This is a genomic window from Rhabdobacter roseus (assembly GCF_014202275.1).
GTDB lineage: Bacteria > Bacteroidota > Bacteroidia > Cytophagales > Spirosomataceae > Rhabdobacter > Rhabdobacter roseus.
Window position 1 is genome coordinate 1124199 of the sequence record NZ_JACHGF010000002.1, and the last position, 26772, is coordinate 1150970.

The 26772-nt window shown below is 53.6% G+C and carries 23 protein-coding genes; 13 read left to right on the top strand and 10 right to left on the bottom strand.

Annotated elements, in window-relative coordinates; all coding sequences use genetic code 11:
• Window positions 1–53 precede the first annotated feature (53 nt).
• From HNQ92_RS09760 to HNQ92_RS09775, 4 genes are all read right to left on the bottom strand, one after another.
• Complete coding sequence (locus HNQ92_RS09760; RefSeq protein ID WP_184173589.1) at window positions 54–1871, bottom strand: alpha-amylase family glycosyl hydrolase; 1818 nt, start codon at window positions 1869–1871, stop codon at window positions 54–56.
• A 94-nt stretch (window positions 1872–1965) separates the two neighbouring features.
• Entirely contained in the window at window positions 1966–2430 is a 465-nt protein-coding gene (locus HNQ92_RS09765) for a ferritin-like domain-containing protein (RefSeq protein ID WP_184173591.1), read from the bottom strand.
• Window positions 2431–2762: 332 nt separating this feature from the next.
• Window positions 2763–3719, bottom strand: a complete 957-nt coding sequence (ctlX, locus tag HNQ92_RS09770) for a citrulline utilization hydrolase CtlX (RefSeq protein WP_184173593.1) — start codon at window positions 3717–3719, stop codon at window positions 2763–2765.
• 95 nt (window positions 3720–3814) lie between these two features.
• Window positions 3815–5275 (bottom strand): arginine deiminase family protein, encoded by a 1461-nt coding sequence (locus HNQ92_RS09775; RefSeq protein WP_184173595.1) that lies wholly within the window; start codon window positions 5273–5275, stop codon window positions 3815–3817.
• A 261-nt stretch (window positions 5276–5536) separates the two neighbouring features.
• On the opposite strand from HNQ92_RS09775, the gene sufC reads away from it, so the two are divergent.
• The 7 genes from sufC to HNQ92_RS09810 all read left to right on the top strand — a co-directional run bounded on the left by sufC (window position 5537) and on the right by HNQ92_RS09810 (window position 11617).
• A complete protein-coding gene (gene sufC, locus HNQ92_RS09780; protein ID WP_184173597.1) occupies window positions 5537–6298 on the top strand; it encodes a Fe-S cluster assembly ATPase SufC in 762 nt (253 codons plus the stop codon).
• Between the two features lie 75 nt (window positions 6299–6373).
• Window positions 6374–7693: a Fe-S cluster assembly protein SufD gene (gene sufD, locus HNQ92_RS09785; RefSeq protein ID WP_184173599.1), complete on the top strand. Its 1320-nt coding sequence runs from the start codon at window positions 6374–6376 to the stop codon at window positions 7691–7693.
• 105 nt (window positions 7694–7798) lie between these two features.
• Window positions 7799–9034, top strand: a complete 1236-nt coding sequence (locus HNQ92_RS09790; RefSeq protein WP_184173601.1) for a cysteine desulfurase — start codon at window positions 7799–7801, stop codon at window positions 9032–9034.
• Window positions 9035–9126: 92 nt separating this feature from the next.
• Window positions 9127–9546, top strand: a complete 420-nt coding sequence (locus HNQ92_RS09795) for a SufE family protein (protein ID WP_184173603.1) — start codon at window positions 9127–9129, stop codon at window positions 9544–9546.
• A gap of 42 nt (window positions 9547–9588) precedes the next feature.
• Entirely contained in the window at window positions 9589–9900 is a 312-nt protein-coding gene (locus HNQ92_RS09800; protein ID WP_184173605.1) for an SUF system Fe-S cluster assembly protein, read from the top strand.
• A gap of 51 nt (window positions 9901–9951) precedes the next feature.
• Complete coding sequence (locus HNQ92_RS09805; protein ID WP_184173607.1) at window positions 9952–10380, top strand: BrxA/BrxB family bacilliredoxin; 429 nt, start codon at window positions 9952–9954, stop codon at window positions 10378–10380.
• A 133-nt stretch (window positions 10381–10513) separates the two neighbouring features.
• Entirely contained in the window at window positions 10514–11617 is a 1104-nt protein-coding gene (locus HNQ92_RS09810; RefSeq protein ID WP_184173609.1) for a vWA domain-containing protein, read from the top strand.
• A 92-nt stretch (window positions 11618–11709) separates the two neighbouring features.
• Here HNQ92_RS09810 and lysM read toward each other — a convergent pair whose 3' ends face one another.
• Window positions 11710–12186 (bottom strand): peptidoglycan-binding protein LysM, encoded by a 477-nt coding sequence (gene lysM / locus HNQ92_RS09815; RefSeq protein WP_184173611.1) that lies wholly within the window; start codon window positions 12184–12186, stop codon window positions 11710–11712.
• Window positions 12187–12478: 292 nt separating this feature from the next.
• Between lysM and HNQ92_RS09820 the strand changes: the two genes are divergently transcribed.
• The 3 genes from HNQ92_RS09820 (at window position 12479) to HNQ92_RS09830 (ending at window position 16181) form a co-directional block, all read left to right on the top strand.
• A complete protein-coding gene (locus HNQ92_RS09820) occupies window positions 12479–13474 on the top strand; it encodes a 2-hydroxyacid dehydrogenase (RefSeq protein WP_184173613.1) in 996 nt (331 codons plus the stop codon).
• A 168-nt stretch (window positions 13475–13642) separates the two neighbouring features.
• A complete protein-coding gene (locus tag HNQ92_RS09825; RefSeq protein ID WP_184173615.1) occupies window positions 13643–14395 on the top strand; it encodes an NUDIX hydrolase in 753 nt (250 codons plus the stop codon).
• Between the two features lie 151 nt (window positions 14396–14546).
• Window positions 14547–16181, top strand: coding sequence for a glycerol-3-phosphate dehydrogenase/oxidase (locus tag HNQ92_RS09830; RefSeq protein ID WP_184173617.1), 1635 nt, complete (start codon window positions 14547–14549; stop codon window positions 16179–16181).
• A gap of 158 nt (window positions 16182–16339) precedes the next feature.
• Here the strand turns inward: HNQ92_RS09830 and scpA are convergent, their stop codons facing one another.
• Together scpA and HNQ92_RS09840 are read right to left on the bottom strand one after the other, a co-directional pair.
• The gene (gene scpA / locus HNQ92_RS09835; RefSeq protein ID WP_184173619.1) at window positions 16340–18487 is read right to left on the bottom strand and encodes a methylmalonyl-CoA mutase; all 2148 of its coding nucleotides are present in this window, start codon (window positions 18485–18487) and stop codon (window positions 16340–16342) included.
• A 19-nt stretch (window positions 18488–18506) separates the two neighbouring features.
• Window positions 18507–19871, bottom strand: a complete 1365-nt coding sequence (locus tag HNQ92_RS09840) for a methylmalonyl-CoA mutase family protein (protein WP_184173621.1) — start codon at window positions 19869–19871, stop codon at window positions 18507–18509.
• A 287-nt stretch (window positions 19872–20158) separates the two neighbouring features.
• On the opposite strand from HNQ92_RS09840, the gene dnaA reads away from it, so the two are divergent.
• Together dnaA and HNQ92_RS09850 are read left to right on the top strand one after the other, a co-directional pair.
• A complete protein-coding gene (gene dnaA, locus HNQ92_RS09845; protein ID WP_184173623.1) occupies window positions 20159–21613 on the top strand; it encodes a chromosomal replication initiator protein DnaA in 1455 nt (484 codons plus the stop codon).
• Window positions 21614–21653: 40 nt separating this feature from the next.
• Window positions 21654–22631: a GNAT family N-acetyltransferase gene (locus HNQ92_RS09850; RefSeq protein WP_184173625.1), complete on the top strand. Its 978-nt coding sequence runs from the start codon at window positions 21654–21656 to the stop codon at window positions 22629–22631.
• On the opposite strand, the gene HNQ92_RS09855 is transcribed toward HNQ92_RS09850, so the two are convergent.
• The 3 genes from HNQ92_RS09855 to HNQ92_RS09865 all read right to left on the bottom strand — a co-directional run bounded on the left by HNQ92_RS09855 (window position 22628) and on the right by HNQ92_RS09865 (window position 25344).
• Window positions 22628–23431, bottom strand: a complete 804-nt coding sequence (locus HNQ92_RS09855) for a DUF3108 domain-containing protein (RefSeq protein ID WP_184173627.1) — start codon at window positions 23429–23431, stop codon at window positions 22628–22630. The two genes, HNQ92_RS09850 and HNQ92_RS09855, sit on opposite strands and share 4 nt — an antisense overlap.
• Window positions 23432–23447: 16 nt before the next feature.
• Window positions 23448–24482, bottom strand: coding sequence for an aminopeptidase (locus tag HNQ92_RS09860; protein ID WP_184173629.1), 1035 nt, complete (start codon window positions 24480–24482; stop codon window positions 23448–23450).
• Between the two features lie 115 nt (window positions 24483–24597).
• The gene (locus HNQ92_RS09865) at window positions 24598–25344 is read right to left on the bottom strand and encodes an acyl-CoA desaturase (protein ID WP_184173631.1); all 747 of its coding nucleotides are present in this window, start codon (window positions 25342–25344) and stop codon (window positions 24598–24600) included.
• A gap of 353 nt (window positions 25345–25697) precedes the next feature.
• On the opposite strand from HNQ92_RS09865, the gene recA reads away from it, so the two are divergent.
• The gene (gene recA, locus HNQ92_RS09870) at window positions 25698–26762 is read left to right on the top strand and encodes a recombinase RecA (RefSeq protein ID WP_184173633.1); all 1065 of its coding nucleotides are present in this window, start codon (window positions 25698–25700) and stop codon (window positions 26760–26762) included.
• The last annotated feature ends 10 nt before the right edge of the window (window positions 26763–26772 follow it).

Here is a 26772-nt window from a genome sequence, read left to right on the forward strand (position 1 = left end):
TTAAGTGCAATTGGTTCGTAGGCTTCGCAAAAATAATCTTGCCAAATCTTAAGTTACTTATCCTGCGAGTAAATTACTACCGAGTAGGGTGCCAGCTTGAGCGTAGCTGACTGAGGCAAGTCGTCACAGGCTTCATCCTGCATTTCTTGGTCGAAGACTTCCTGATCCGAAAATTCTTCGTCATAGCCTCGCCAATCGCTGTTAAAGCGGGCCTTCCAGTGCCCTCCCGACGGAAAACCTATGGTGTAAGCATCATAAACCTGAGCTGAGAAGTTAAAAACCACTACCACGCTGTCACCGGGTCCTCCGTCTTTCCAGCGGTGCATGGCCAGTACTTTTTTCTCATTGTCAGTCCGGATGATCTGCACATGCTGCCCGGTAAGTCCGTTGGAGGTACCTGTCTGGTTGCGCCGTAGGTGAATCAGGTCGCGGTGCAGATTGGCAAAACCAGCGAACATTTCGAGCCGCGACCAATCCAGCGGATCGGTATCCGAAAACCACTTATCTTCCAGGAGCGTTTGTCCCTGGAAAAGCATCGGGATACCCGGAGCGGTTAACACAAGCGCTACTCCTAAGGCTGCCCTTTTCTTAGAGTACCAGTTATTCACGTCACCATTGGCAATTTCTTCCGCTACCCGCGCCTGCCCGTTGGCTACTTCGTCGTGAGACTCGGTATAGATAATGCGCTCAAAAACGTCATTATTGTACCGGTGGGTAATGGCTTTCACTACCACCTCCATGTCGCGGTCTTCGTCGTGCTGCGCAATGATGGTTTCCCGAACGGGATGCACAAACTGGGCATCCCACTGGGAGCCATAGCCCAGCCCTCCACTTTCCACCGAGTTCGTGATGGAATTTAGCGAATGCATATCCTCGGCAATGGTGATTTTATGGGGGTACTTGCTTTTGATCTCCCCATTGATCCACTGAATCAGGCTGAGGCCTTCTTCGATATCATTCCCCGGATTACCATCGGCCTTGACGTTTCGAATGTAAGGAACCATGTCCATCCGAAGACCGTCGACGCGGTATTCTTCTAGCCACATGATGGCGTTGTCATGAATGTACTGCCGTACTTCGCCGCGGCCATAATCGGGTCGGGTATTACCCCAGGGAGTTTCGGAGCGCCAATCATTATAAAAGTAAATGCCTCCCCCTTCGTTTTCCTGCCAGCCGTCAAACTGCCACAGATCCAGATCCGAGGGGCCAAAGTGATTGTACACTACGTCCAGGATTACGGCTATGCCCAGGTCGTGGGCGGTCTTGATGAATTCCTTGAAGGCCTCGGGTCCGCCGTAGTCTGACTCGATTGCGAAGGGATGCGAAGGATTATAGCCCCAGGACAAACCTCCCGGAAATTCAAAGGCGGGCATGATTTCTACCGCATTGATGCCGAGCTCTTGCAAATAAGGAAGCCGCTCCATAGCGGTGTAAAAATTCCCCGGCTTGCCTTCTTCTTTTACGTTGAAGGTACCTATGTGCATTTCGTAAATCACCAGTTCATTCCAGGAGGGCATGTTGAATTCCCGGTTTTCCCAGTCAAAAGAAGCGTGGTCATAAATCACTCCATTACCTATTGAGCTGGTCACTTTAAGCGCGTAGGGATCATTTCTATAAAAATCGCCAAAGGGAGTCTTCAAGAAGTACTTATACTCGTCACCGGCTTTGGCTTTCTCGCTATTTCCGGCCCAATGTCCGTTTTCTTCCCGGGTGAGTACATCGGCTGAATCATTCCAGTCGTTAAAAGTACCTACTACCGAAACCGATTCGGCATGAGGGGCCCATACTCTAAAACAAACACCTTCGGAATGGCAGATAGCACCCATACCGGCTACTTTTTCTTGGGTAGAATCTTCTTCTAATTGTTGCATAAAACGTATAAATGGATGTTTATTGAGGTTAAATACTAAGTAAGGGATAGCCCCTCGGACTACCCCTTATCGTGTACGCTATGTATTCAAATTATTAATCAGCCTGGGCATGTAACAGGGAGATCTGGCTGTAGGCCGACTTGATGACGGTATGCTGGTTTTGTAATAAAGTACGGAGTGAAGTCGGGATCTGGACGTCATCCTCGTCATACTTCAGGACGTCGTCATACGCGCCCAGGATGGTCTGCTCTCCAAATTCACATGAGCTCAGAACCGACTCTCTATCTTTATTGGTAATGGCGGCTTTGAAGTCCATCCAGGCTTTATGAATATCACCCAAAAATTTATTGTCTTTAGGTACTTCTCCGCCATACTTATCCATTTCGGCACTTAGCTCAGCCCGAAATTGCCGGCTTTGGTCGGCATTGTGGCTAAAAAGCGCCTTTAAATCCGCATCTTTGGTGTCTTCCAGAGCGTGCTCGTAGCCCTGAATCCGGTCGTAGTGCAGCTTGATTAAATTTTCCAGGGCATCTTGTGCCTTTTCAACGCTATTTTCCATGGCTTGTATATTGGCTTATTGATAAGGGTACTTTGAAAAATCTTTGCCATCTCTAAGTCCACCCTTATCCAGGGAAGCAGAGGTAGTCCGGTAAGCCCAAAAAGCGCCTTACTAATTTACTAATTATTTATTTGACAGCCATTTAAACAACAGGAACGCCTTCACGAAGAATAGCTACCCAGTAAAGTAGTTAGGGCAATATAGACCCCTGCCGGATTAGTGTCAGTAAGCCTATGGGAATAATTTTCCACAAAAAAAAGATCCAGCGGCAGAGGCCCTGGATCGAAGTACTTTCAAGTACCTATCTGTAAAGTACCTAAGCTTACTTGAGCTTACTTGGGAGGTAGGTGAATTTCGGCCAGCATACAGCGAGCAGAGCCTCCACCGTTACCCTCGATCATCGACAGATCCGCGTGGAAAAGCTCCGCGTAATCGTCCAGGGCATCGCGTTGCTGGGGAGTTAAGGATTCGTAGGCCTGAGTAGACATCACGAGTAGCTTCTCGCCTTTCTTGTTTCGCACCATCAGCATGTTGCCTGCCATCTGGCGCACCTGCTCCATTGTCAACTCTACAATGTACTTGCCCGTCTCTTCCAGGACCGAACGGACCAGATGCCGCTCGTCGGGATTCCGAATGGCTTCCAGGCACACCGCCGCAAAAATATCCCCCACGCACATCAGTACATTGGTATGGTAAATAGCCTGGCCGTTTTCGTCCGTGGCCTCGAAGCGCACAATCTCATAGCCCGTTGCCTCCGCAAACGCATCAAGTACCTCAGGATGCGTGCGGGGTGAAAGGCAGGCGTAGGCAATTTTGTAGCGGCGGTCCAGTACCATGCTGCCGGTACCTTCCAGGTACTTCTCCTGCTGCTCAAAGTACGTTAAATCGATGATTTCCTCGACGTGGAAAGTCTTTCGAAGCTCGTCGATAATATCCAGGCGGCGCTCATCGCGGCGGTTGGGGGCCATCATGGGATAGAGCACGATCTTACCACTTTGGTGAAAGGATACCCAGTTGTTAGGAAAAATGGAGTCGGGCGTATGGGGTGTGGGTGTATCGTCGAAGACATAAAGCTCCACCCCGTGTGAGTCCAGCTGGCTTACCAGGTGATCAAACTCCTCCCGGGCCTGCTCCTGCGCCGTAGATTCATGCGCCCGGGCAAAAGCAGCGTCCTGAAATTCGTTGCTCGTGGCAGTTTGCTCATTGAAAGCAAAGTGTACCGGCCGTACCATCAAAATTCTTGAGGTAGACTGGGGTTGTAGCTGGGCCGAGGTACGAATGGAACGCATAGCGGTAAAGAGATAAAGAGAGTTCTGTATGGGCGAAGTTACGACCGAATTGGTCCGTTTGCAAGCCCATGGACACACAGAAGTACCTATCTATTCTACAAAACTGCCTCCCGCAGAATAGGCATACTCATACAGTGTGAACCACCGCGCGCACGCGATAGCTCCGCCGAGGGTAGCATGATAAACGTATCGGTGAGGGTATCGGGCGCAAGTACCCCCTGCTCGAACTGTTCCAGTAGATCAACGGCTTTCACTACCCTAAATCCCGCGTTACGAAACGCCTCCAGGGTTTTGTCGTTGCGGTCGTAGCCTATCACCACGCCGTCTTGAAGCGCTAGCAGGTTGCAGGAGTCGGTCCATTGTTCCCGATCGCCAAACGGAAATTCTTTGTTGCCCGAATAAATAAACTGCACCGGCTCGGTACTGCCCAGGTCCTTGCGGCTAATATCCGTGAGGAGGTCTTCCAGGTTTTCGATGTCGACGGGCTTGTGCTCCTGGCCTTTCTTAAATTGCATGATCCGCAAGTCATGGTCGAAGGCCTGGGGCGCAAAAAAGTGCAGCAGGTCGCGTTTTTTGGCTTCGTCTCCCTGCCGCCCCAGCGAACTGAGCAGTACCCACATGTTTTTTTTCACCTGCGTAAACAGCGTATCGATGTGCATGTAGTCGCGCTTTTTTGGGATTTTGATGATCGTAATGGTATCCACCACAGCCCGCTCAAAAAGGACCTTCATCACCTGCTGCGCGGCGTAGAGTGTGGTGCGTTCGCTGCACCCGATCAGCAAATGCCGGGGCGCCACCATCATCACATCCCCTCCTTCGAGCGTGGTGCGGTTGTAATCGCTGTGTTTTTCGTCGTCGGGAAGCAAAAAGTGGTGCTCATTGTCAGGAATTTCGATGATCTTGTCCTGGTAGTTGGCAAAGATCGGGTGGTGAAAAAAGACATACTGCGCCAGCAGCGACTCGCGCGTCCGGGCCGACTTGGCGGGTTTGTTGAGCAGAATGTGGTCGTTGATTACGATGCCGATGTCGCGCGTGAAGATCAAATTGGGCAGCGGCGCAAAGAGCATCCGCTCGTCGGGCAGCGAACCCGACAAGAAAATTTTGGCCAGCTCAGCCGGATCATAGGTACCCAGCTCGGCCTGGATGTGGTACGAACACCGCTCAATGCCACAGATAGCCGCCGTCAGCTTGGTGCGGATAACGGCCTGCTCTAGAATTTCAGCAAGTAGCGTCTGGACGTCGATCACCCGGTCTGAATTAAAATACTCAGGGGTACCTGGTTTGTAAAAGGAACGGGACAAATCGGCATCGATGGCCTTCACACGTCCTTTGATCTTATCCGGGTCCAGGAAGTACAGGAGCAGCTTCACGTAGTAATCGTATTCTTCTCGCCGCATGGTAGCCAGGTGTACGATGTCCTCAAAGAGCCAATCCTGGGCTTTGGAAGGTACCACCTTTCCTAGGCCCCGGTCCGGGCTGTGAATCAGGAGGCGTCGCAACCGGCCTACTTCCGAATCTACCTGAATGTTTTCCAAAAGGGTACTTGTATTGATCATTGGTATAGGTCATCCATAAAATTAAGGATTGCAAAATAGAAAGCTTATTTTGAATTAAAAAGATCCAAGTTCACAGGCTACGGTACAGGCCGTGGTCTTCATCCTGCAAGAAAAGCCAACGAAAAGGAACAAGCACGGCTCTAACGGGGTTATGTTACCGTAAATGAGTGGTTTATAAACACCCCACACGTAATTTTATTAAACCACCAAAGCTTACTACTTTTGCACAAGTCTACTATTCATTAATTGCGTAAACCAGTTATGCTCAAAATCAATGATTTGCGTGCCTCTATTGAAGGCAAAGAAATATTAAATGGAATTAACCTGGAAGTAAAAGCAGGCGAAATACATGCCATCATGGGTCCGAACGGCTCCGGCAAAAGTACCCTGGCGTCCGTCCTGGCCGGGCGCGAAGAATACGAAGTGACGGGAGGATACGTGGACTACCAGGGTAAGAGCCTCCTGGAAATGGCCGCCGAAGAGCGCGCCGCCGAAGGTATCTTTCTGGCCTTTCAGTACCCCGTAGAGATTCCGGGCGTCACAACCATTAATTTTCTAAAAACGGCCGTCAACGAAATTCGTAAATACAAAGGTGAAAATCCACTGGATGCAGCTCAGTTTCTGAAGCTGGTTCGTCAGAAAGCCGCCCTGGTCAGCATGAATGACTCGCTACTAAAACGCTCGCTGAACGAAGGTTTTTCGGGTGGAGAAAAAAAGCGTAACGAGATCTTTCAGATGGCGGTCCTTGAACCCCGGTTGGCCATTCTGGACGAGACGGACTCCGGCCTTGACATCGACGCGCTGCGCATCGTGGCTGAGGGCGTGAACGCCCTGCGCTCAGCCGAACGCGCGACCATCGTGGTAACGCACTACCAGCGTCTGCTGGACTACATCGTACCCGACTACGTGCATGTACTTTATAAGGGACGCATTGTAAAATCCGGCCCCAAAGAACTGGCGCTTGAACTGGAAGAAAAAGGGTACGACTGGATTAAGGCGGAGGTAGAAGCCCAACACGCCTAAACGGTTTGCCGCTGGTGGCTTTTGCCTGAAAGGCAGGTCCCGGTTTTCTTTAAAGTACCTAATGTCAACTACGAAATGAGTACCGAAACCATAGATTTAAAAACCAAGCTCGTTGCCGATTTCTACTCCCGGGAAGCAACCCTGAACGGAGAAGCGCAAAGTACCTTTCACCAGCTGAAGCGCGCGGCCCTGCTCCACTTTGAGGAGACGGGCTTTCCTTCACCGAGAAACGAAGAGTGGAAATACAGCAACGTGCGCGAACTTGTCGGGAAATCCTACCAGTTTAGTGGCGAGCACGCCGTAACTGCCGAGCTCATCAATTCCCTGGAGATTCCGAATTTGGCGGGCAATATCCTGTATTTTATCAACGGCCGCTACGAAGCCAGCCTGTCGACCATCGTGTCGCCCCCTGAGCAGCTGAGTATTTTGCCCCTGACGGAGGCCGCCAAGCAGCAGCCGGAGCTCGTGACCAAGTACTTTGGACAACTGGCCCGCTACCAGGCTGATCCTTTTACGGCCCTGAACACGGCCTTTGCTCACGACGGTGTCTTTATCCAGGTACCCGCGGGAAAAGTAGTGGAGCAACCCATCATTCTCCGCTTTATTTCCGACGCCCGTACCCAAAACGTAGGGAGCAACCCGCACAACATCGTGGCCATTGGCCGGGGTGCCCAGGTGAAACTCGCCGAGTCGTTTCGTACCCTGGGTGAGGCCTACTCGCTCACCAACATCGTCACCGAAATCCACGTCGCCGAAGATGCCTACGTGGAGTATTACAAAGTACAAAACGAAACCGAGCAGGCCTATCACGTAGGTACTACCCAAGTGCAGGTACTCGACCGGGCCAATTTTTATGCCGCTACGGTATCGCTCAACGGGGCTTTTATCCGGAATAACCTCAACATCGAGATCAACGGCGAGCATTGCGAAGTGTACATGTACGGCCTGTACCTTCCCGACGGTAAGCAACACATCGACAACCATACCGTAGCCGATCACATGAAGCCCAACTCCAACAGCAACGAGCTGTACAAAGGGGTACTTCGGGAGCGGGCCACCGGCGTGTTTAACGGGAAGATCTATGTGCGCCCCGACGCCCAGAAAACCAACGCGTTTCAGTCGTGTAAGAACGTGGTACTTTCCACCGAGGCGACCATGAACACCAAGCCTCAGCTGGAAATTTTTGCCGATGACGTGAAGTGCTCGCACGGTACTACCACCGGCCAGCTCGACGAGGAAGCACTCTTTTACATGCGCTCGCGGGGTATTTCCAAGCCCGAAGCCCTCACGCTGCTGATGGCTGCCTTCTGCGAAGATGTCGTGAGCCAGATCAAGATTGACGCCATTCGGGAGTACCTGACGGGCGTGATCACCGACAAGCTGGCCGCCAAGTAAGGTAGCTTCGCTTAGCAAGTAGGTAGTTTAGAAAGTACCTACCCCTCGGGCCAGCATGGAAAAGTGATGTAAGGAAGCATTTAATGGCTGCAAGCCCCTGATTCAATGACAACCGTGACCCAACAATTAGATATAGCTAAAATCCGGCGGGACTTTCCCATTCTCAACGAGACCATCAACGGAAAGCCGCTCGTGTACCTGGACAACGCCGCCACTACCCAGAAGCCCCGGCAGGTACTTGATGCCCTAACGGGCTACTATGAGCATTATAATGCCAACATTCACCGGGGTATTCACCACCTGGCCGAGAAAGCGACCTCGGCCTTTGAAGCCTCCCGGCGGCGCATCCAGGCTTTTCTGAACGCCCGGTTGTCCGAGGAAATCATCTTTACGTACGGCTCCACTGACGGCATCAACCTGGTAGCCCAGGCTTACGGCCGGGCCTTCCTGAAAGCGGGCGACGAGATCATCATCAGTACCATGGAGCACCACTCCAACATTGTACCCTGGCAAATGCTTTGCGAAGAAAAGGGGTGCATTCTGAAGGTGATACCCATCAGCGAAGAGGGTGAGCTACGCATGGAGGAGTACGAGAAACTACTCAGCGAACGTACCAAGTTTGTGTCGGTGGTGCACGTTTCCAACGCTCTGGGTACTATCAATCCGGTTGCTCAGATTGTGGAGAAAGCCCACGCCGTGGGAGCCAAGGTACTGCTCGACGGCGCGCAGGCCAGTTCCCACCTCAGCATTGACGTGCAGGCGCTCGACTGCGATTTCTACGTGTTTTCGCTTCATAAACTCTACGGCCCCACGGGCATGGGGGTACTCTATGGCAAAAAAGAACTCCTCGACGCCATGCCTCCTTACCGCGGGGGCGGCGAGATGATCAAAGAAGTTACGTTTGAAAAAACAACCTATAACGAGCTTCCCTATAAGTTCGAAGCCGGCACGCCCAACATTGCCGATGTAGTAGCCGCCCGCACCGCTCTGGACTACGTAGATGAGCTGGGGAAAGAGGCCATAGCCGAGCACGAACACCAACTGCTGCGGTACGCTACCGACGCGCTGGAGGCTATCGAGGGGCTGCGCATCATTGGGCGCGCCAAGGAAAAAATTGGGGTACTTTCCTTCGTCATGGAGGGTATTCATCACCAGGACATCGGGGTACTGCTCGACCAGCAGGGCATTGCCATCCGGACCGGCCACCACTGTACCCAGCCTATGATGCAACGTTTTGGTATTCCCGGAACCTCCCGGGCCTCTTTTTCCGTTTACAACACAATGGAGGAAGTAGACAGCCTGGTGCGGGGCCTGCACAAAGTAAAGAAAATGCTGGGCTAGGCTCTAGCAGGATCAGCAGTGGCCCTCAAAATGGCGGGAAGCTATCCTTTCAACTACCTCACGAATCAGTAGTTACCGAAGTTGGAAAGAATATGAGCATCAACGAAATACAGGATGAACTTATCTCCGATTTTGAGTTGTTTGATGATTGGGAAAGCAAGTACGAGTACATCATTGATCTCGGCAAGCAACTACCCCCGCTCGAAGAACAATACAAAACCGAAGAGAACATTATCAAAGGCTGCCAGTCACGGGTGTGGCTGCATACCTACCTGGAGGGCGACAAGCTGCACTTTGCCGCCGATAGCGACGCGATTATTGTACGCGGCCTGGTAAGTATGCTGGTCAAGGTACTTTCGGGCCATACGCCCGAGGCCATTGCTAAGGCCGACCTGTACTTTCTCGAGCGCATCGGTCTGCACCAGCACCTGGCTCAGACCCGCTCCAACGGGCTGGCCTCGATGGTGAAGCAAATGAAACATTACGCCATTGCTTACCAGGCCGTTGACTAGCCGGTAGTGGACCCACAGAATCACCTTTTTTCGACAATAGAAATGACCGAAGCTGAATTAAAAGAGGAAGTAGTGAAAGCGATTAAGAGCGTGTACGATCCGGAAATTCCCGTTGATGTGTACGAGCTGGGCCTGATCTACGACCTGAAAATATTTCCCGTCAACAACGTTTACGTTTCGATGACCCTCACCTCTCCTTCCTGCCCCTCGGCAGGTACCTTGCCCGGAGAAGTAGAACAGCGGATACGGGAGGTAGAAGGCGTCAACGACGTGAGCCTGGAGCTTACCTTTGATCCCCCTTACTCCACCGAAATGATGTCGGAAGAAGCAAAACTTGAACTGGGCTTCATGTAGAAGCCCGGCCAAACGCAGATATTTCATTTAAAACCATAAACTTTCAATACTATGTATCCCCCCCAATTAGTAGCACCCATGAAGGCCGACCTGACCAGTGTGGGATTTCAGGAGTTGCTAACCGCCGACGAAGTGGATAGCTTTTTCAAAGATGCACAGGGCTCTACCCTGGTGGTCATCAATTCCGTCTGTGGCTGTGCGGCGGGTGCGTGCCGTCCGGGTGTCAAAGCGGCCCTGGCTCGTAGCGAAGCCAAACCCGACAACCTGGTTACGGTTTTTGCCGGGGTAGATCACGAAGCCGTCGCCAAAATGCGCGAGTATACGCTTCCCTATCCGCCGTCGTCGCCCGCCATTGCTATTTTCCGGGATGACGAACTGGTCCATTTCATCGAGCGCCACCACATCGAAGGCCGCTCGGCCGAAATGATCGCCCAGCACCTCCTGATGGCTTTTGAAGAATTCTGCGGCGAGAAAGCCTGAGGATGATTTGATTTTCGGGAAAAGTACCTAAAAGTACCCCAAGGCCTTGCCGACTCAAGCTGTCCGGCGAGGCTTTTTTTGTAAACTATCCTGCCTAAATTAACGTTGTTATTTCTGATTATCTCAGGTACTTATGCGCGGACACCGTTTTTTCAAATACATTCCCCAAGAGCAGGGAGGCAACAGTAAGTTCGATCAGCTGTTTTCCATTTTCCAGCAGCTGCTGCTCATGACTTCTGGCGACGTGTCGCAGGCAATGTCGTGGCTCAGCGAGCTCGATCGGCAGTATAATCTTACCAGCGACCAGTACGGTATCGGCGACTTCTTCGAAGACATGAAGAAGAAGGGGTACCTGACCGAAGAAAACGAAGAGGGCCGCGTGGTCATGACGCCCAAAAGCGAGCAGAGTATTCGCCGGAGCGCCCTGGAGGAGATCTTCGGGAAGCTGAAACGCTCCAAGTCCGGCGGGAACCACCACTCGCCCCACCTCGGTGCCGGTGATGAGCTCAGCAGCGACGTGCGGGCCTACCAGTTTGGCGACACGCTGGAACAAATCTCCATGACCGAGTCCATCAAGAACGCCCAGGTCAATCACGGCATCGGTGATTTTCAGTTAATGGAAAATGACCTGGAGGTGGTCGAAAAAGAGCAGAAGATCACCACGGCCACCGTGGTGATGATCGACATCAGCCACTCCATGATTCTGTACGGCGAGGACCGCATTACACCCGCCAAAAAAGTAGCGCTGGCCCTCGCGGAGTTGATTCGTACCAAGTACCCAAAGGATTCTCTGGATATTATTGTCTTTGGCAACGACGCCTGGCAGATCCAGCTAAAAGACCTCCCCTACCTGGAGGTAGGCCCCTACCATACCAACACCGTGGCGGGCCTGGAGCTGGCGATGGACCTGCTGCGGCGGCGCAAAAACCGCAACAAGCAGATTTTCATGATTACCGACGGCAAGCCTACCTGCCTGAAAGAAGGGATACGGTACTACAAGAATAGCTTCGGGCTGGACCGCAAGATCATTAGCAAAACCCTCACGCTGGCCGCCCAGTGCCGCCGTTTGGACATCCCCGTCACTACCTTCATGATTGCCACGGATCCTTATTTGAAGCAATTCGTACAGAACTTCACGCAGGTAAACAACGGCCGGGCCTACTACAGCAATTTACAGGGACTAGGAGGCTTTGTGCTGGAAGACTTTCAGCGCAACCGCCGCAAAAACATCCGGTGATTTTTGAGCGACCAGATACCATACAAACGCCCCGACTTCACCAGCCGGGGCGTTTGTTTTAAGGTATGAAAGTACCTCAGGAAGGTACCTGCCTAGTTCGTCACCAAATTCGGGATTCGAAGCACCTGGCCGGGGTAAATCTTATCGGGGTCCGAGAGCATGGGTTTGTTGGCTTCAAAAATGGTGGGGTACTTCATCATGTCTCCGTAGTATTCTTTGGCAATTTTTGAGAGAGTATCACCCTTCTCCACCGTATGGTACCTGGCCTCCGGCTTCGTTTCCCGGACCTTCATGCGGTTATCAACCACGGCTACGCCATCCACGTTACCTACGGCCAGCGTAATTTTCTCGGAGTCTTCCTGCTTTTCTACCTCCCCTTCCAGCACCACGGTATCTCCCGACGTTTTCACCGTAAGGTTATGGTAAGGCAGGCCGAGCTTCTTCACGTGGTTGAGCAGCACGCTCGCGCGTAAGGGCTCCGCTTCGGCTGCTTTTTCGGGGGTAGCGGCGGGTTGGTCTTTGGTCAATATTTTTTCACCGGCTCCTTTAAGAAATGAAAACAATCCCATCTTGTAGTTTGGTTTAAGTTCGTTTTTGATTGAGCAATCGCTATACGTTTATAACAATAGAACTTCTTAATAGGTTATAATACTGTGCCAACGGTAGGCTTTTGAAAGTAGTAGCTACTTTTTGAAGTCCTTAACCACCGACCGGTCACCCTGACATTGGTCAGTAAGGTACCTCCAAGGAATGCTTTTCGTCATGTTTGGGCTCTGAACGTTGCTATCCGTTCAATCTCTGCCTATACTAGCTCCCGCTTAGGAACATCCTACAAATACCACTCACAATTCTGTTAATGCCATGCAAGTAGCTTTTTTTAGTACCAAGTCGTACGACCGCACTTTTTTTGATCGCTTCAACAACGGGCATTCATTCACGTACTTTGAGAACAAACTCGACCATCGTTCCGTGGCCCTGGCCTCAGATCACGACGCCGTCTGCGTTTTTGTAAACGATGTCCTGGATCAACCCATCCTGGAAGCGCTGGCCAAAAGCGGCATCCGGCTCATTGCCCTGCGCTGTGCGGGCTACAACAACGTAGACCTGGACGCCGCCAAGCGGCTCGGAATCGGGGTAGTACGGGTACCGGCCTACTCGCCCCACGCGGTAGCCGAGCACGCCGTGGCCCTCATCCTGACCCTGAACCGCAAAACCCACAAAGCCTACAACCGGGTACGGGAGGGGAATTTCTCGCTGGAGCGCCTGGAAGGTTTCGATCTGTACGGAAAAACCGTAGGTGTAGTAGGTACCGGGAAAATCGGGGAAGTATTTGCTGGCATTCTGCAGGGATTTGGCTGCCGGGTCCTGGCGTATGATCCGTACCCGAACGCGGCTTTGGAAAGCCGGGGGATTGCCTACGTGGAAAAAGATACGCTTTTGGCGCAGTCGGACATTCTCTCGCTTCACTGCCCGCTCACGCCCGAAACCCACCATTTCATTGACGAAGCAGCGCTCCAAAAGCTTAAGCCGGGTATGATGCTCATCAATACCAGCCGGGGTGCCCTCATTGACACGCACGCCGTGGTGAAGGCACTAAAAGACCAGCGCGTAGGGTACCTGGGCATCGACGTCTACGAGCAGGAAGCCGATTTTTTCTTTCAGGACCTATCCGACTCCATCATCCACGACGATTTGCTGATGCGCCTGCTCACTTTCCCGAACGTGCTCATTACCTCGCACCAGGGATTTTTCACCGAAGAAGCGCTTACCCAAATTGCCCAGATCACCCTGGCCAACCTCTCGGCCTGTGAGCAAGGCAAGTACCTGGACGAAAATACCATCGTGAAGCCCGCCTGAGGGCATGGCGTTCATGCAAAAGGTGCTTGCTAAGGTACCTTTTGGTACTTTTTTTATTAAAATGCGTTAATTATCCTTTCAAGATGGTTAATCCCGCCACCTGATTGACTTTATAAGGGTAAGGAGGCCCGTTTTGGTTTCCGAAAGCCTACCCTGATCCACAAACGCATGAGCCAGCCACAACCCGAAACGGTACCTAGCGAAACGACCCCTTCCCACTACACCCACGGCGACCGAATCCTGGTAGCCATCGACTGCATCGTCTTTGGCTACGACGAAGAAATTGGATTGCAGCTCCTGCTCGTCAAAAGGCACATCGAGCCCGAGAAGGGAAAATGGGCGCTGATGGGCGGGCTACTGAAGCTACACGAAAACTTAGACCAGGCCGCGCAGCGAATTTTGCACCGGCTCACGGGCATGCACGACGTGTACTTAGAAGAGCTGAAGGTTTATAGCAACACCCAGCGTGACCCCGTGGAGCGTACCATCTCGGTGACGTACTTTGCCCTCATCAACATCCATAACTACCAGCACCAAATCACCGACGACTACGAAGCGCACTGGTTTCCGGTGTCGGATATCCCCGAGCTGATTTTCGACCATACCCAAATGGTGCAGCAGGCCAAGGAACGCCTGCGGTACAAAGCGGCGCTGCATCCCATTGGCTTCGAGCTACTTCCGGAACGGTTTACGCTTACCCAGCTCCGCAATCTGTACGACGCCATCTACGAAACCGAGCTCGACAAGGGTAACTTCCGGCGCATGATCCTGGCTACGGATCTGCTGATCCGCCTGAAAGAAAAGGACAAGGCAAACTCGAAAAAAGGGGCCTACTTCTACCAACTCAACGAGGAAAAGTACCGGGAAAATCTGACCCATTTTTTGAGCCTGCCCGCAGGTTATAAAAATTTTAATAAGTAGGTACTCGGCAACCCTTCTGCCCGGGTATTCCTATGTAAAGGAGGCTACAGGTACCTTTCCCTCGCTTCGCAAATTTTGGTAGCGTAAGTACTTTAATGCTTTCATTAGCGGCCAAAAGCTGGTAGTTTTGCATGGCCCTACCCCCTTCCGCATGAACCGCTCCCCCAATTTACGACGCTTACAAGAGGAAACCTTTGACATTTGTATTATTGGAGCCGGGGCCAGCGGGGCTGGCTGTGCGCTCGACGCCGCCCTGCGGGGCTACCGGGTAGCCCTAATTGATAAAAAAGATTTCGCCTCCGAAACATCTTCCCGCTCTACCAAGCTTATTCACGGCGGCGTAAGGTACCTGGATCAGGCCTTCAAAAACCTGGATTTTGCCCAACTCACGCAGGTACGGCACGGTTTGCAGGAGCGGCATATTGTGTTGAAAAACGCGCCTCACCTGGCCCGTCCGCTGGCCTTGCTCACCCCGGTTGGCTCCTGGCTGGAGGGCTTGTACTTCAGCATCGGCCTGCGGCTGTACGACTGGTTTGCGCAGCAGGATTCGCTTCCCGTCAGTCGGTGGCTCAACAAAAAAGAGGTACTTCGCCGAATGCCTACCCTCAACCCAAGTACCCTCCACAGCGCCGTGCTCTACCACGACGGACAGCTCGACGACGCCCGCTACTGCCTGGCGCTGGTGCAGTCGGCGGCGGAGGCGGGCGTAGCTGTGGCCAACTACCTCTCGGTCTGCGCTTTTGAGAAAGATTCGTCGGGCAAACTACAAGCCGCCCTGGTGGAAGATCAGCTCGGTGCGGGTACCTTCCCCCTGCGGGCGCGCCTGTTCATCAATTGCACGGGTCCTTATTCAGACTTTATTAGACTTCAAGCCAACCCGCAGCTTCCACCGCGGATTCGCCCCAGCAAGGGGGTACACGTGGTGCTGCCCCGAGAGGTACTTGGCAGCCAGGACGCCATGCTGATTCCGAAAACGAGCGACGGGCGCGTGGTGTTCGCCATTCCGTTTGAGGGGGAACTGCTGCTCGGCACTACGGATACGGAGTATACCCAGCTCGAAAAGGAGCCGGTGCTGGAGAAAAAAGAGGTGGATTTTTTGCTAAGTACTTTGCAACCTTTTTTAGCCCAAAAACTGGATCCCAGGCAGGTGAAGGCGGGCTTTGGCGGTTTACGCCCTTTGCTGGCGGCCGATCCCCGCAAGGCTACCAAGCGCCTCACCCGCGACCACGAGGTAGAACACGACGAAGTTTCCGGCCTGCTGAGCCTGCTGGGCGGCAAGTGGACCACCTACCGCCTCATGGCCAAGGATACCCTCGACGCCGCCGACCAGCTCCTGGGCCACCCCCACCCCTGCCGCACCGCCGACCATACCCTGGCCGGAGGCGAAGGGTACTCGTACGACCATTGGCAAACCCTCCAAAGTACCTACCAGCTCCCGCCCGACGTGTGCCAACACCTGGTTCTCAAGTACGGCTCTCGGGCCGAGCGAGTGGCCGGGCTCACCGTAGCCAACCCGGTACTGGCCGAGCGGCTGGTGCCCAGGTACCCTTACCTCAAAGCGGAGGTACTTTACGCTACCCAGCACGAAATGGCCGTCGTGCCCCGCGACGTGCTGGCCCGCCGCCTCCGGCTGGAGATCACCGACTGGCAAGCCACGCTGCACTGCCTACCCACGGTCGTAGCGCTCATGGCGCAGGTACTTGGCTGGGAAGAAAGTACCCAACAGCAGCACATCGAAGCTTATCAAAAAGAGTTGAATTTTTTTAGGACGGAAGCGGAGGGTTAGCTACAAAAAAGTCAACCCCAATTTGTAATCGAGTGCTGGCTCTAACTCGCGTTTAAAACGCTACATGACAGCGTCCTGATTACAAATCAGGACGAGCGGCAAATCAGGGAGAGCGTCATTCTAAAATAACATAAATTCCATTTCCCAGCCAAAGGTACCTACTCCGCCATCAGTTCCTGGAGAATTTTTTGGGCGGCCACCGAAATGATGGTACCGGGGCCGAAGATACCCTTCACGCCCGCTTCGTACAGGTAGGGGTAGTCCTGGGCGGGAATGACGCCCCCCGCAATGACCATTATATCCTCCCGGCCCAGCTTTTTCAGCTCCTCGATGAGCTGCGGTACCAAGGTTTTGTGCCCGGCGGCCAGGCTGGAGGCACCTACCACGTGCACGTCGTTCTCGGCGGCCTGACGGGCTACCTCCTCGGGCGTCTGGAAAAGCGGACCGACGTCTACGTCGAACCCCAGGTCCGCAAAGCTCGTGGCGATTACCTTAGCGCCCCGGTCGTGGCCATCCTGGCCCATCTTGGCCACCATGATCCGCGGACGGCGACCTTCCAGCTCCGCAAACTGATCGGCCATGGCTTGGGCCTGCCGGAAGTTCTCGTCATCGGACACTTCGGCTTTATAAATTCCTGAAATAGATCGTATCACGGCTTTGTAGCGTCCAAATATTTTTTCCATCGCATCCGAAATTTCCCCCAGGGTAGCACGCTCACGGGCAGCCTCTACGGCCAGGGCCAGGAGGTTGCTGGGCATGTCGGTACCGCCAGCCTGGGTGCAAGCTTCGGTAAGGCGAGCTAGCGTGGCCTGCACGCGCTCCGTATTGCGCCCGGCTTTTACTTCCTCCAGGCGCTTGATCTGCGCCAACCGCACGGCCTGGTTGTCGATGTCCCGAATCTCGATGGTTTCGGGCTCGTCGGTCCGGTACTTGTTTACGCCCACGATCACGTCCTTGCCCGAGTCGATGCGCGCCTGCTTGCGGGCGGCGGCCTCTTCGATCCGCATCTTGGGCAGGCCCGTTTCGATGGCCTTCGTCATGCCGCCCAGCTGCTCTACCTCCTCGATTAGCGCCCAGGCTTTCTGCACCAGCTCGTGGGTAAGGTACTCTACATAGTACGAGCCGCCCCAGGGGTCCACGGCCCGGACGATGTCGGTTTCGTGCTGCAGGAAAAGCTGGGTATTGCGGGCAATACGGGCCGAAAAGTCAGTAGGCAGGGCAATGGCTTCGTCGAGCGAGTTGGTGTGCAGCGACTGCGTGTGGCCCAGCACGGCGGCCATCGCCTCCACGCAAGTACGGGTCACGTTGTTGTAGGGGTCTTGCTCGGTGAGACTGTAGCCGCTGGTTTGGCAGTGGGTACGCAGCGCCAGCGACTTGGTACTTTGCGGGTTAAACGACTGCACAATCTTCGCCCACAGCAAACGCCCCGCCCGCAGCTTCGCAATTTCCATAAAATGGTTCATCCCAATGCCCCAGAAGAACGAAAGCCGGGGCGCAAAAGCGTCAATGGACATGCCCGCCTGGAGGCCCGTACGGATGTACTCCAGGCCGTCGGCCAGGGTATAGGCCAGCTCCAGGTGCGCGGGCGCGCCCGCTTCGTGCATGTGGTACCCGCTGATGCTGATGGAGTTGAACTTGGGCATCATCCGCGACGTGTACGCAAAAATATCGCCCACAATGCGCATGGAGGGCGCGGGCGGGTAGATGTAGGTATTGCGCACCATGAATTCCTTCAGAATGTCGTTCTGAATGGTACCCGTTAATTTTTCCGGAAGTACCCCCTGCTCCTCGGCAGCTACGATATAAAACGCCAGCACCGGAAGCACGGCCCCGTTCATAGTCATCGACACGGACATCTCGTCCAGCGGGATTTGGTCAAAGAGAATTTTCATGTCCTCCACGGAGTCGATGGCCACGCCCGCCTTGCCTACATCACCCACCACCCGCGGATGATCCGAATCGTAGCCCCGGTGCGTAGCCAGGTCAAAGGCCACCGAAAGGCCCTTTTGTCCGGCGGCCAGGTTGCGGCGGTAGAAGGCGTTGGACTCCTCGGCCGTAGAGTACCCGGCGTACTGCCGGATGGTCCAGGGGCGCTGCAGGTACATGGTGGCGTAGGGCCCGCGCAAAAAGGGCGGTTGGCCGGCCCCAAAGTTCAGGTGCTCGGCGTCCTGGGTATCTTCCGGCGTGTAGCGCGGCTTTACTTTGATTCCCTCCGCCGTTAGTGCCGGTTTGGGTACCGCGCCGGAAGGTACTTCTGGCGCTTCCGCGAACTGATAAAGGCTTGTATCAAAAAAATTGGGTTTCATAGGTGTACGGTGCTTACGGCTAATCCTGGTTAAGAAGGTAGGTTTCCAGCCGTCGGTCTGGTAATAGATCAAACGGAAGTACCTCGCTACTTGTATTCTTTTCGGAGGAAGGTACCTGTTGGTAAGTACCCCCCGGCTCTTCGGCCTGATACTTATTGACCCCTACCAGCACCCGTCCCTGGGCATAGGCCGCTTGTTTTTCTTCCCAGGCTTTTTGGATTTTATCCTGAATAAAATTTTGCTCAAAAGCTTTAATCAAGCCTCCTCGTTCTTCCACGTCCAGAAACAACGCCCAGGCCGCGTCGGCGAGTTGCAGCGTGAGGGTTTCCAGGTAGTACGAGCCCGCCGCCGGGTCCGCCACAAAGCCCAGGTACCCTTCTTCTTTCAACACCAAAGAAACATTACGCGCCAACCGCGACGAAAACGCCGTCGGCTCGCCCAGGGTGCTGTCGAAAGGCCGGACGCTCAGCGCGTCGCATCCGCCCACAACGGCACTCATGGCTTCCGACGTTGCGCGCAGCAGGTTGTTGGGCGGCAGGGAGGTCGTTTCGTACAGCGTGGACGTACGGGCGTGGACATGCGTACGGCATAGCGCGTCGGGTAGTTGATACGCCCGGCTAATGCGCCGGTAGAGGTACCTTAGCGCCCGCAGCTTCGCGATCTCGGTCAAATAAGAAGTACCTACGGAAATAGAAAAGAACAACCGGTTTACGGCCAGCAGCGGCGGCACGCCGGCCTCGGTAAGGGCATCGAGGTAGGCAGTAGCAAGTGCCAGCGTGAAGGCCAGCTCCTGCACCGGATCGGCACCGGCGTTGTGAAACACCTGACTCCCCACGGCGCAGGTCCGGAACTCCCGCATGGCTTTGGTAGCCGTCATGGCTTCACCCACGGAGGCCAGGCACAGCTCGTACGAAGTACCCCGCTGCATCCACTGCGCCAGGGGGTCGGCAGCGATGCCGCCTTTGAGGTAGTAAGGCGCGTTGCGCGTCAGTTCGGTTACCAGATCGGCCGGCAAAATCCCGGACGTTTCAAAAATAATCGGAACGTCCGTAAGCCTGATTTTATGGAGTGTTTTGGGTACTTCAGTTGCCAGCAAGGACGTAGTGCCCAGGTCGAGCCAGAGCGCATCGGCCCCGCGGTCCAGGGCCTCGAGGAGTTGCCAGTTGGTGTCCGGGCTGGTGGTAAAACGAACCAGGGGTTGGTTGAGCCAACCGGGCTGGCTTCGCTGCGCGGCCCTCACCTCCCGGGCCCGTGGCTCGTCCAGCTCAGCGGCGGTGTAGTAGGGCTCCAGCGCCGCGCCGCCGCCAACTACCTGTTGAAGAGACTCGTACGAAGTACCTTTGAGATCAGTCCGGACTTGTTGCTGCCAGCTTTCTTTGGTCATAGCAGAAAAATCCGGGAACAAACGCTGCGGCATAGTAGAGTTGATTGAAGTGAATCGAAGCGTGGACGCTTCCCAAACAAAGCTACGAATTTGCGATTACATTTTTTTAATTGGATTCCCCATTGCAATCAATCCACCCTTGGACGGCCTTGCATTATTCTACTAGTTTTATTCTGCGGCTTGATTTCGCCGCTACTTGGTGTTAAATTCAACTTCCCGTTTAGTAAGGTGGCAATTTTATTTACGCAGCAATATGTATTTTTCTATCTTTGCCCTCCCGAAAAAAAATGACACCTGATCACCTGAATTTTACATTGGAACGAGTTACCGCCCCTAGGGAAGTTGACGTAGTCTGGGATAAATGCCTTCGCATTGTGCAGGAAAGCATTCCTGTGCAAAGCTATAAGACATGGTTCGAGCCCATCCGTCCGCTCCGTATCCAGGGCAAAGTACTTACCATTCAGGTACCTAGTCAGTTTTTTTACGAGTGGCTGGAAGATAACTACGTGCATTTGCTCCGAAAAGCGCTGGACTATTCCATCGGCCGGGATGGTATGCTGGAGTACTCCATCATTGTGGATACGGGCAATGAAAAGCACCAGCCCCTGACCATGAACGTCCCTACGGTGAAAACGCCGGCTTCATCGCGCCCAGACAATTTTCAGACCGACCCGCGGCTGGCCGCCAATAACCACGTAAAAGATCAGGATTCGCTTCAGCTTGATACGTACCTCAACGGAAACTACTCCTTCGATAACTTCATCGAGGGCGATTGCAACCGCCTGGCGCGCTCGGCGGGCTTCGCGGTGGCGCAGCGGCCGGGGCTCACCTCCTTTAACCCATTGATGGTGTACGGAGGCGTAGGATTGGGCAAAACCCACCTGGTGCAGGCCATCGGGAACTACATCCGGAACCACTACGACGACAAAATGGTGACCTACGTGTCGTCTGAGAAATTCACCAACCAGTTTATCAATTCCATCAAGAACAACAAACTTTCTGACTTCACGGACTTCTACATGAAGGTAGATGTGCTGGTGATCGACGACGTGCAGTTCTTGTCGGGAAAAGAAAAAACGCAGGACACCTTCTTCCACATCTTCAACCACCTGCACCAGCTCGGCAAGCAGATCATCATGACCAGTGACCGCCCGCCGCGCGAGTTACAGGGCCTGCAGGACCGCCTGCTGTCGCGCTTTAAGTGGGGACTTACCGCCGACTTGCAAACGCCCGACTTTGAAACGCGGATCGCCATTATTCAGAAAAAACTCCAGTCAGAAGGCATCAACATCGAGTACGATGTGATTGAATACGTGGCGCATAGCGTCAATACCAACGTGCGGGAGCTGGAAGGGGTGATTATCTCGCTCATGGCGCAGGCGTCCCTCACCCGCCGCGAGATCGACGTGGAGCTGGCCAAGAATACCCTTAAAAACATTGTAATGGACGAGGAGAAGGAAGTAACCATTGATACCATCCAGGAGATCGTGGCCGACTACTTCGAGATCAATATTGCCAACCTGAAAAGCAAAAGCCGCAAAAAGGAGGACGTCTATCCGCGGCAGCTGGCCATGTACCTGGCCAAAGATTATACCGACCTACCCCTCAAGTCCATTGGCTACCACTTTGGCGGCCGCGACCACAGTACCGTGATTCATTCCATCCAAAGCATCAACGACCTCATGACGAGCGATCCGGATGTGGAGGAAACCGTTCAGAAATTGCGGAGCTACTTCAAGTAGGTACTTCGCGGCTGCACTTTCTGCCTTTTTTCTCGCTGCCATGCCCTCACCCGTTTTGCTCAGCCGCTCCCAGATCGACGATGCCCGCTGGGACCGGGCCATTGCGCTTTCGGCGCAACGGGTGGTGTACGGCTACGCCTGGTACCTGGACGTAGTAGCGCCGGACTGGATGGCACTGGCCTGGCCTTCGGCCGATGACTACCAGGTAGTCATGCCCCTTCCGCTGCGTCGAAAGTGGGGCCTGCGCGTGGTGCAGCAGCCTTTTTTCTGTCAGTACCTGGGGCCGTTCTCGCAAGTACCCCTCACGCCCGAGATGCTTTCTGCGTTCCTGGCGGCGCTGGGCCGTTCCTTTTCGTACATTTCCAGCTACGCTTTTCATCCGGCTCATACGCCCCTGCTGCACCAGCACCGGTCCCAACTACCCAATTATTCCTTCCGCCTGCACCACACGTACTGGCTCAACCTTAAGGAAACCTACCTGGATCTGAAGCAGAAGTACTACCACGAAGACCGCCGAAAAAACCTCAAACGAGCCCAAAAGTACACCTGGGAACGGGTGGAAGACACCACGGTGGAGCCGCTCATTGGGTGGTTCAGAACGTACCACGCCCCCGGCGTAGCCGGAGGTGTGAGCGAGGCCGCCTACGGTACTTTACGCCAACTTTACGGGGTACTTCAGAAAAAAAACTGCGTGCGGGTGAGCTACGCCCGGCGCGCCGGAACGTACCACGGGGGCATTATGGTAGTAGAAGAAGGAAACCAAAGTACCTACCTCTTCAACGCCGCCGATGCCACGGGTCGCCAAGGGAATGCCCGTACCTACCTGCTGGACCGGTACTTTGAGGAAAAAGCCGCGACGAAACGTTTTTTTGATTTTGAAAGCCCGGACATCGACTCCATTGCCCAGTTTTACCGGAGCTTCGGGGCGGAGCAGGTACCTTTTTACAGCCTCCGGCGAAACGCCCTGCCCTTTCCGCTGCGGGTACTTCAGGAGTGGCGCGTGCGCCGAAGTACCTAGAGCCACACGAGGTCGGTGCGAAGGCCCCGGTACGACTTCATGTCCATCTCCAGGGCCCCGATCACCAGATCTACCTGTACTTTGATGGGTACTTTGTTATCATCGTCCGACACCCAGATCCGCAGCGCATTTTCGCCTTTGAAAAATTTATTGTCCGGGATTTGGGGCGTTAGCTTCAAGACCTTTATTTTACCAAACTTGGTCTTAACTACGTCCCTGCCCCCGTAGCGCACTCGTAGCTTGTATACCTCTCCATCGAAAAACGTAGGTACCTCCACGATTTCTCCCTCACTCACCCGATTGAAATTAACGGTCCGGAGAAAATAGTAGCCACTGATGATGTCGTGTACGTTGTCAGGTACCTTGAAGGATTTTTTCTCGTCCTTTTCGCTAGCCTGCGCGGTGTTGTTTTTGTGGTTGAACACCACCGTCTCTTCCTTGCGGTAGTTATTTTCTTTGATTTCCCGGTAAAACATGTGCGGCAAAATGGCCGAAGTATCGATGTACGACCGCCACTGGTCGCGCACGCGGGACACCAGATCAAAAGCCCCGACCGTCCGGCCCGACACATTGACCCGGTAGCAGGGACGGCTATTGATGTACGAAATGGATTTGTTGACTTCTACGCGGGCTTCGGCGGCATTGATGAAGCCGTAGTGCACCCGGTACTCCATCCGCTCACCCGCGCCGAAACTCGTATTGGGAATGTACCGGTAGTTGTCGGCGGGTGTGAAAGCGAAAAGCAAGAAAACCAGGGCCAGCCCAGGGCTGAAAATTTTCGCTTTAGGAAGACATTTCATGGCGCTATTCGTTTGTTCACAACGAAGGATATTTCTTTTTCAGGTAGTCTAGGTAGTTTTTAAAATCTCCCCCAAACTTATTTTCAAACTCTTGCCGGAAGCTATTCTGCTTGGATTTATAGGTTTGGTAGCTAATAAAATACGCGTTATTGGGCAAAATAGTTTCGCCGTCCTTTTTCTTCTTAGTCAACGTAAGCTTACCGCCCAGTAGTGTATCGGCGTCCTGGACTATCTGCCGAATGAGCTGGAACTTGAGGGAATCCTTCTGCGCGTCGGGCTCCCGGTTGGGAAACGTATTGTACAAACTATCCAGGCGGTTGGCCCCGCGTAGTACGTGCTGCGCGTAGGCGTCGTTATAAACTTTAGAAAACTCATAGCGCTTCAACTGGGGCGAGTCGGGTCCGTACTTTTGGTTCAGGAAGCGTACAGCGCCCACATCGCCCACAAAGCTGGCCAGGTTCTCATTGAGTTCCAGGTCGCTTTTCACAAAGAGCGTTCCGTGCGTGAGCTCGTGCAGGATCAGGTTGGCCAGGCTGCCTTCCGACCGCGCCAGCATACTCGACAGGATGGGGTCTTTCAGGTACCCCAGCGTCGACCAGGCCGAGACCTCCCCGATGTCCGTATCCCAGCCTTCCTCCAGGAGGGCGGCTTCTTCGCGGGCCGCGCGGGTAGAGTCAAAAAAACCTTTGTAGGGAAAACTACCGATGATGGGAAAACTCCACTCCCGCGCCTTGATCCGGTAGCGCTCCGAGGCGGTGATCACCCACAGGATGGGTTTCCCCTGCTGGTCATAGAAAGTAGTATAGTTTTCGGAGGGCGTCAGGCCCAGGGAATCTACCCCGAAGCGCTTGATTTCTTCGATCAGTCGGATGCGCGCTTTGAGGGAATCCGGAAAGGCGGGATCGGCCAGTACCTTTCCGACGTCCTCCACCTTCATCAGGATGGATACCTGCCCTTTTGCCTGCATCCAGCCATAGCTGACAAGCTCCCGGTAGTATAACCCCACTAAAAGTAGGAACAAAAATAGGAAGAGCAGGACTTTCTTAACCATCTAGAATCAATTTTTCCCAAAGATGGCATTTGAAATGCGAACTACCCAAAAAACAACAAACCCGGCTTTGTAAAAAACCGGGCCTGCCTGCGTACTGTACCTGCGTCAGGCACCTTTACATGTAGTTGAGGTCGTTGTTGGGTTTGAGCTTGATCACGTGCAGGGCGTTCAGGAGCAAAATGAGTGGATAAGTTGGATCAAACTCGTGCCATTTGATGCCAAAATTGGCTCTACCGCCAAACTTGTGGTGGTTGTTGTGATAAGACTCCCCCATCATCAGGAAGTCGAACGGCATCAGGTTGCGGGCGGTGTCGTTTACTTTGAAATTCACGTAGCCGTACTTGTGCGCGTACCAGTTGATGATTACCCCGTGGACCGGCCCCATGAGGTAGTGAATGGGCAGCAACAGGAACATCCACCAGGCCGTGGCAAACTGAATATAGATCAGGGTATAAAGTACCCCCCAGCCCAGGCGCGACATCCAGCTGTCGCCCAGGCGCTCCATAAATTCCCAGTGAGGTACCCCTTTTTTAAAACGGGCCTCGATGCTATCCGTGCGGTGGACTATTTTGTTGTAATAGTTTTTGGTTTTCCACATCATATCAAAAAGATTGCTGGAAAAGCTGGGCGAGTGGGGATCATCCTCCGTGTCGGCGTGGGCGTGGTGGAGCCGGTGCATCACACCGTAGGCGTAGGGACTTAAAAACGAGGAGCCTTGAAAAATCCAAGTCAGGGTATAGAAGAACTTCTCCCAGCCTGGACTCATGGTGAACATCTTGTGGGCCGCGTAACGGTGGAGAAAAAAGGTTTGCATCAAAAGCGAAAGGTACCAGTGAGCTACAAAGAACAGAAAAATGACCATAGCGATTCTTAGGATATAACAATTAGGAGTACTTTTTTGACAAAGGTACCTTGGGTACTTTCAGCAAAGGATGAGCTAGGTCAGTTTTCAAAAATGAAGTACCTTTTTAGCGCGGAAGGTACCTGACGGCCCATGTACCCGAAGCATTTTCCGTGCTTACGGATCAAGAAAAAATAGCGTCAATCAAACCCAAAAAAAGTACCTACTAAGGCAAGAATTCATCGCCGGATATATTTGTTTTCTTGGATAAATTGCGCTAGATTTACATTCTTATATTATAATAGCACCAGGCGGTTTTGGCAGCATCCGTAACCGCCTTTTTTATGCACTAATCAACCAATTATCATCCCTTTATGGCACAGACCGTTGATAAAGACAGCAAGTTAAAAGCGCTGCAAACTACCCTGGAGAAACTCGATAAAACCTACGGCAAGGGGACCGTCATGCGCCTCAGCGACAGCAAGGTACTTGACATCCCGGTCATCTCTACGGGCTCGTTGGGCCTGGATCTGGCGCTGGGCATCGGGGGCGTTCCGCGCGGGCGGGTCGTTGAGGTATACGGCCCCGAGTCGTCCGGTAAAACTACCCTGGCCATGCACTGCATCGCCGAAGCCCAGAAAAAAGGTGGCCTGGCCGCCATTGTGGATGCCGAGCACGCTTTTGACCGCTCCTACGCCGAGAAGCTGGGGATCGACACCAAAAACTTGCTGATCTCGCAGCCCGACAGCGGCGAGCAGGCCCTCGAAATCACCGAACACCTCATTAGCAGCGGCGCGATTGACATCATCGTGATTGACTCCGTGGCCGCTCTGGTACCCCGCGCCGAGCTAGAAGGTGAAATGGGAGACAGTAAAATGGGATTACAGGCCCGCTTGATGTCGCAGGCGCTGCGTAAGCTGACCGGGGTCATTAACAAAACCGGTTGTTGCTGTATATTCATCAACCAGCTGCGGGAGAAGATCGGGGTGATGTTCGGAAATCCCGAAACCACGACCGGTGGTAACGCGCTGAAGTACTACGCTTCCATTCGGTTGGACATTCGCCGCGTGGGCCAAATCAAAGAAAGCGCCGACAACATTCTGGGGAACCGCACCCGCGTGAAAGTAGTCAAAAACAAGCTGGCGCCGCCTTTCAAAGTCATTGAGTTTGACATCATGTACGGCGAAGGTATTTCCAAAGCCGGAGAGGTCATTGACCTGGCCGTGGAGCTGGATATTATCAAGAAATCCGGTTCCTGGTTCAGCTACGACGGAAATCGTTTGGGGCAGGGACGGGATGCCGTGAAGGCACTCATCAAAGACAACCCTGAGCTGATGGAAGAGCTGGAAAACAAAATCCGGGCGAAAGTGGGCGTAGATGCCGACGTGCTGGTAGACACCAGTGAGCCTAACGTAGTAGACGAAGGCTCGCCCGAATAAGTCGAAGTTT

Bases quoted from the DNA above. Each gene is read 5' to 3' on its own strand.
- sufD (WP_184173599.1), top strand. From the start codon at position 6,374: ATGAGTACCGAAACCATAGATTTAAAAACCAAGCTCGTTGCCGATTTC.
- recA (WP_184173633.1), top strand. From the start codon at position 25,698: ATGGCACAGACCGTTGATAAAGACAGCAAGTTAAAAGCGCTGCAAACT.
- HNQ92_RS09820 (WP_184173613.1), top strand. From the start codon at position 12,479: ATGCAAGTAGCTTTTTTTAGTACCAAGTCGTACGACCGCACTTTTTTT.
- HNQ92_RS09865 (WP_184173631.1), bottom strand. From the start codon at position 25,344: ATGGTCATTTTTCTGTTCTTTGTAGCTCACTGGTACCTTTCGCTTTTG.
- HNQ92_RS09760 (WP_184173589.1), bottom strand. From the start codon at position 1,871: ATGCAACAATTAGAAGAAGATTCTACCCAAGAAAAAGTAGCCGGTATG.
- HNQ92_RS09825 (WP_184173615.1), top strand. From the start codon at position 13,643: ATGAGCCAGCCACAACCCGAAACGGTACCTAGCGAAACGACCCCTTCC.
- dnaA (WP_184173623.1), top strand. From the start codon at position 20,159: ATGACACCTGATCACCTGAATTTTACATTGGAACGAGTTACCGCCCCT.
- scpA (WP_184173619.1), bottom strand. From the start codon at position 18,487: ATGAAACCCAATTTTTTTGATACAAGCCTTTATCAGTTCGCGGAAGCG.
- HNQ92_RS09850 (WP_184173625.1), top strand. From the start codon at position 21,654: ATGCCCTCACCCGTTTTGCTCAGCCGCTCCCAGATCGACGATGCCCGC.
- lysM (WP_184173611.1), bottom strand. From the start codon at position 12,186: ATGGGATTGTTTTCATTTCTTAAAGGAGCCGGTGAAAAAATATTGACC.
- HNQ92_RS09840 (WP_184173621.1), bottom strand. From the start codon at position 19,871: ATGACCAAAGAAAGCTGGCAGCAACAAGTCCGGACTGATCTCAAAGGT.
- HNQ92_RS09790 (WP_184173601.1), top strand. From the start codon at position 7,799: ATGACAACCGTGACCCAACAATTAGATATAGCTAAAATCCGGCGGGAC.
- HNQ92_RS09800 (WP_184173605.1), top strand. From the start codon at position 9,589: ATGACCGAAGCTGAATTAAAAGAGGAAGTAGTGAAAGCGATTAAGAGC.
- ctlX (WP_184173593.1), bottom strand. From the start codon at position 3,719: ATGCGTTCCATTCGTACCTCGGCCCAGCTACAACCCCAGTCTACCTCA.
- HNQ92_RS09805 (WP_184173607.1), top strand. From the start codon at position 9,952: ATGTATCCCCCCCAATTAGTAGCACCCATGAAGGCCGACCTGACCAGT.
- HNQ92_RS09775 (WP_184173595.1), bottom strand. From the start codon at position 5,275: ATGATCAATACAAGTACCCTTTTGGAAAACATTCAGGTAGATTCGGAA.
- HNQ92_RS09795 (WP_184173603.1), top strand. From the start codon at position 9,127: ATGAGCATCAACGAAATACAGGATGAACTTATCTCCGATTTTGAGTTG.
- HNQ92_RS09830 (WP_184173617.1), top strand. From the start codon at position 14,547: ATGAACCGCTCCCCCAATTTACGACGCTTACAAGAGGAAACCTTTGAC.
- HNQ92_RS09855 (WP_184173627.1), bottom strand. From the start codon at position 23,431: ATGAAATGTCTTCCTAAAGCGAAAATTTTCAGCCCTGGGCTGGCCCTG.
- HNQ92_RS09860 (WP_184173629.1), bottom strand. From the start codon at position 24,482: ATGGTTAAGAAAGTCCTGCTCTTCCTATTTTTGTTCCTACTTTTAGTG.
- sufC (WP_184173597.1), top strand. From the start codon at position 5,537: ATGCTCAAAATCAATGATTTGCGTGCCTCTATTGAAGGCAAAGAAATA.
- HNQ92_RS09765 (WP_184173591.1), bottom strand. From the start codon at position 2,430: ATGGAAAATAGCGTTGAAAAGGCACAAGATGCCCTGGAAAATTTAATC.
- HNQ92_RS09810 (WP_184173609.1), top strand. From the start codon at position 10,514: ATGCGCGGACACCGTTTTTTCAAATACATTCCCCAAGAGCAGGGAGGC.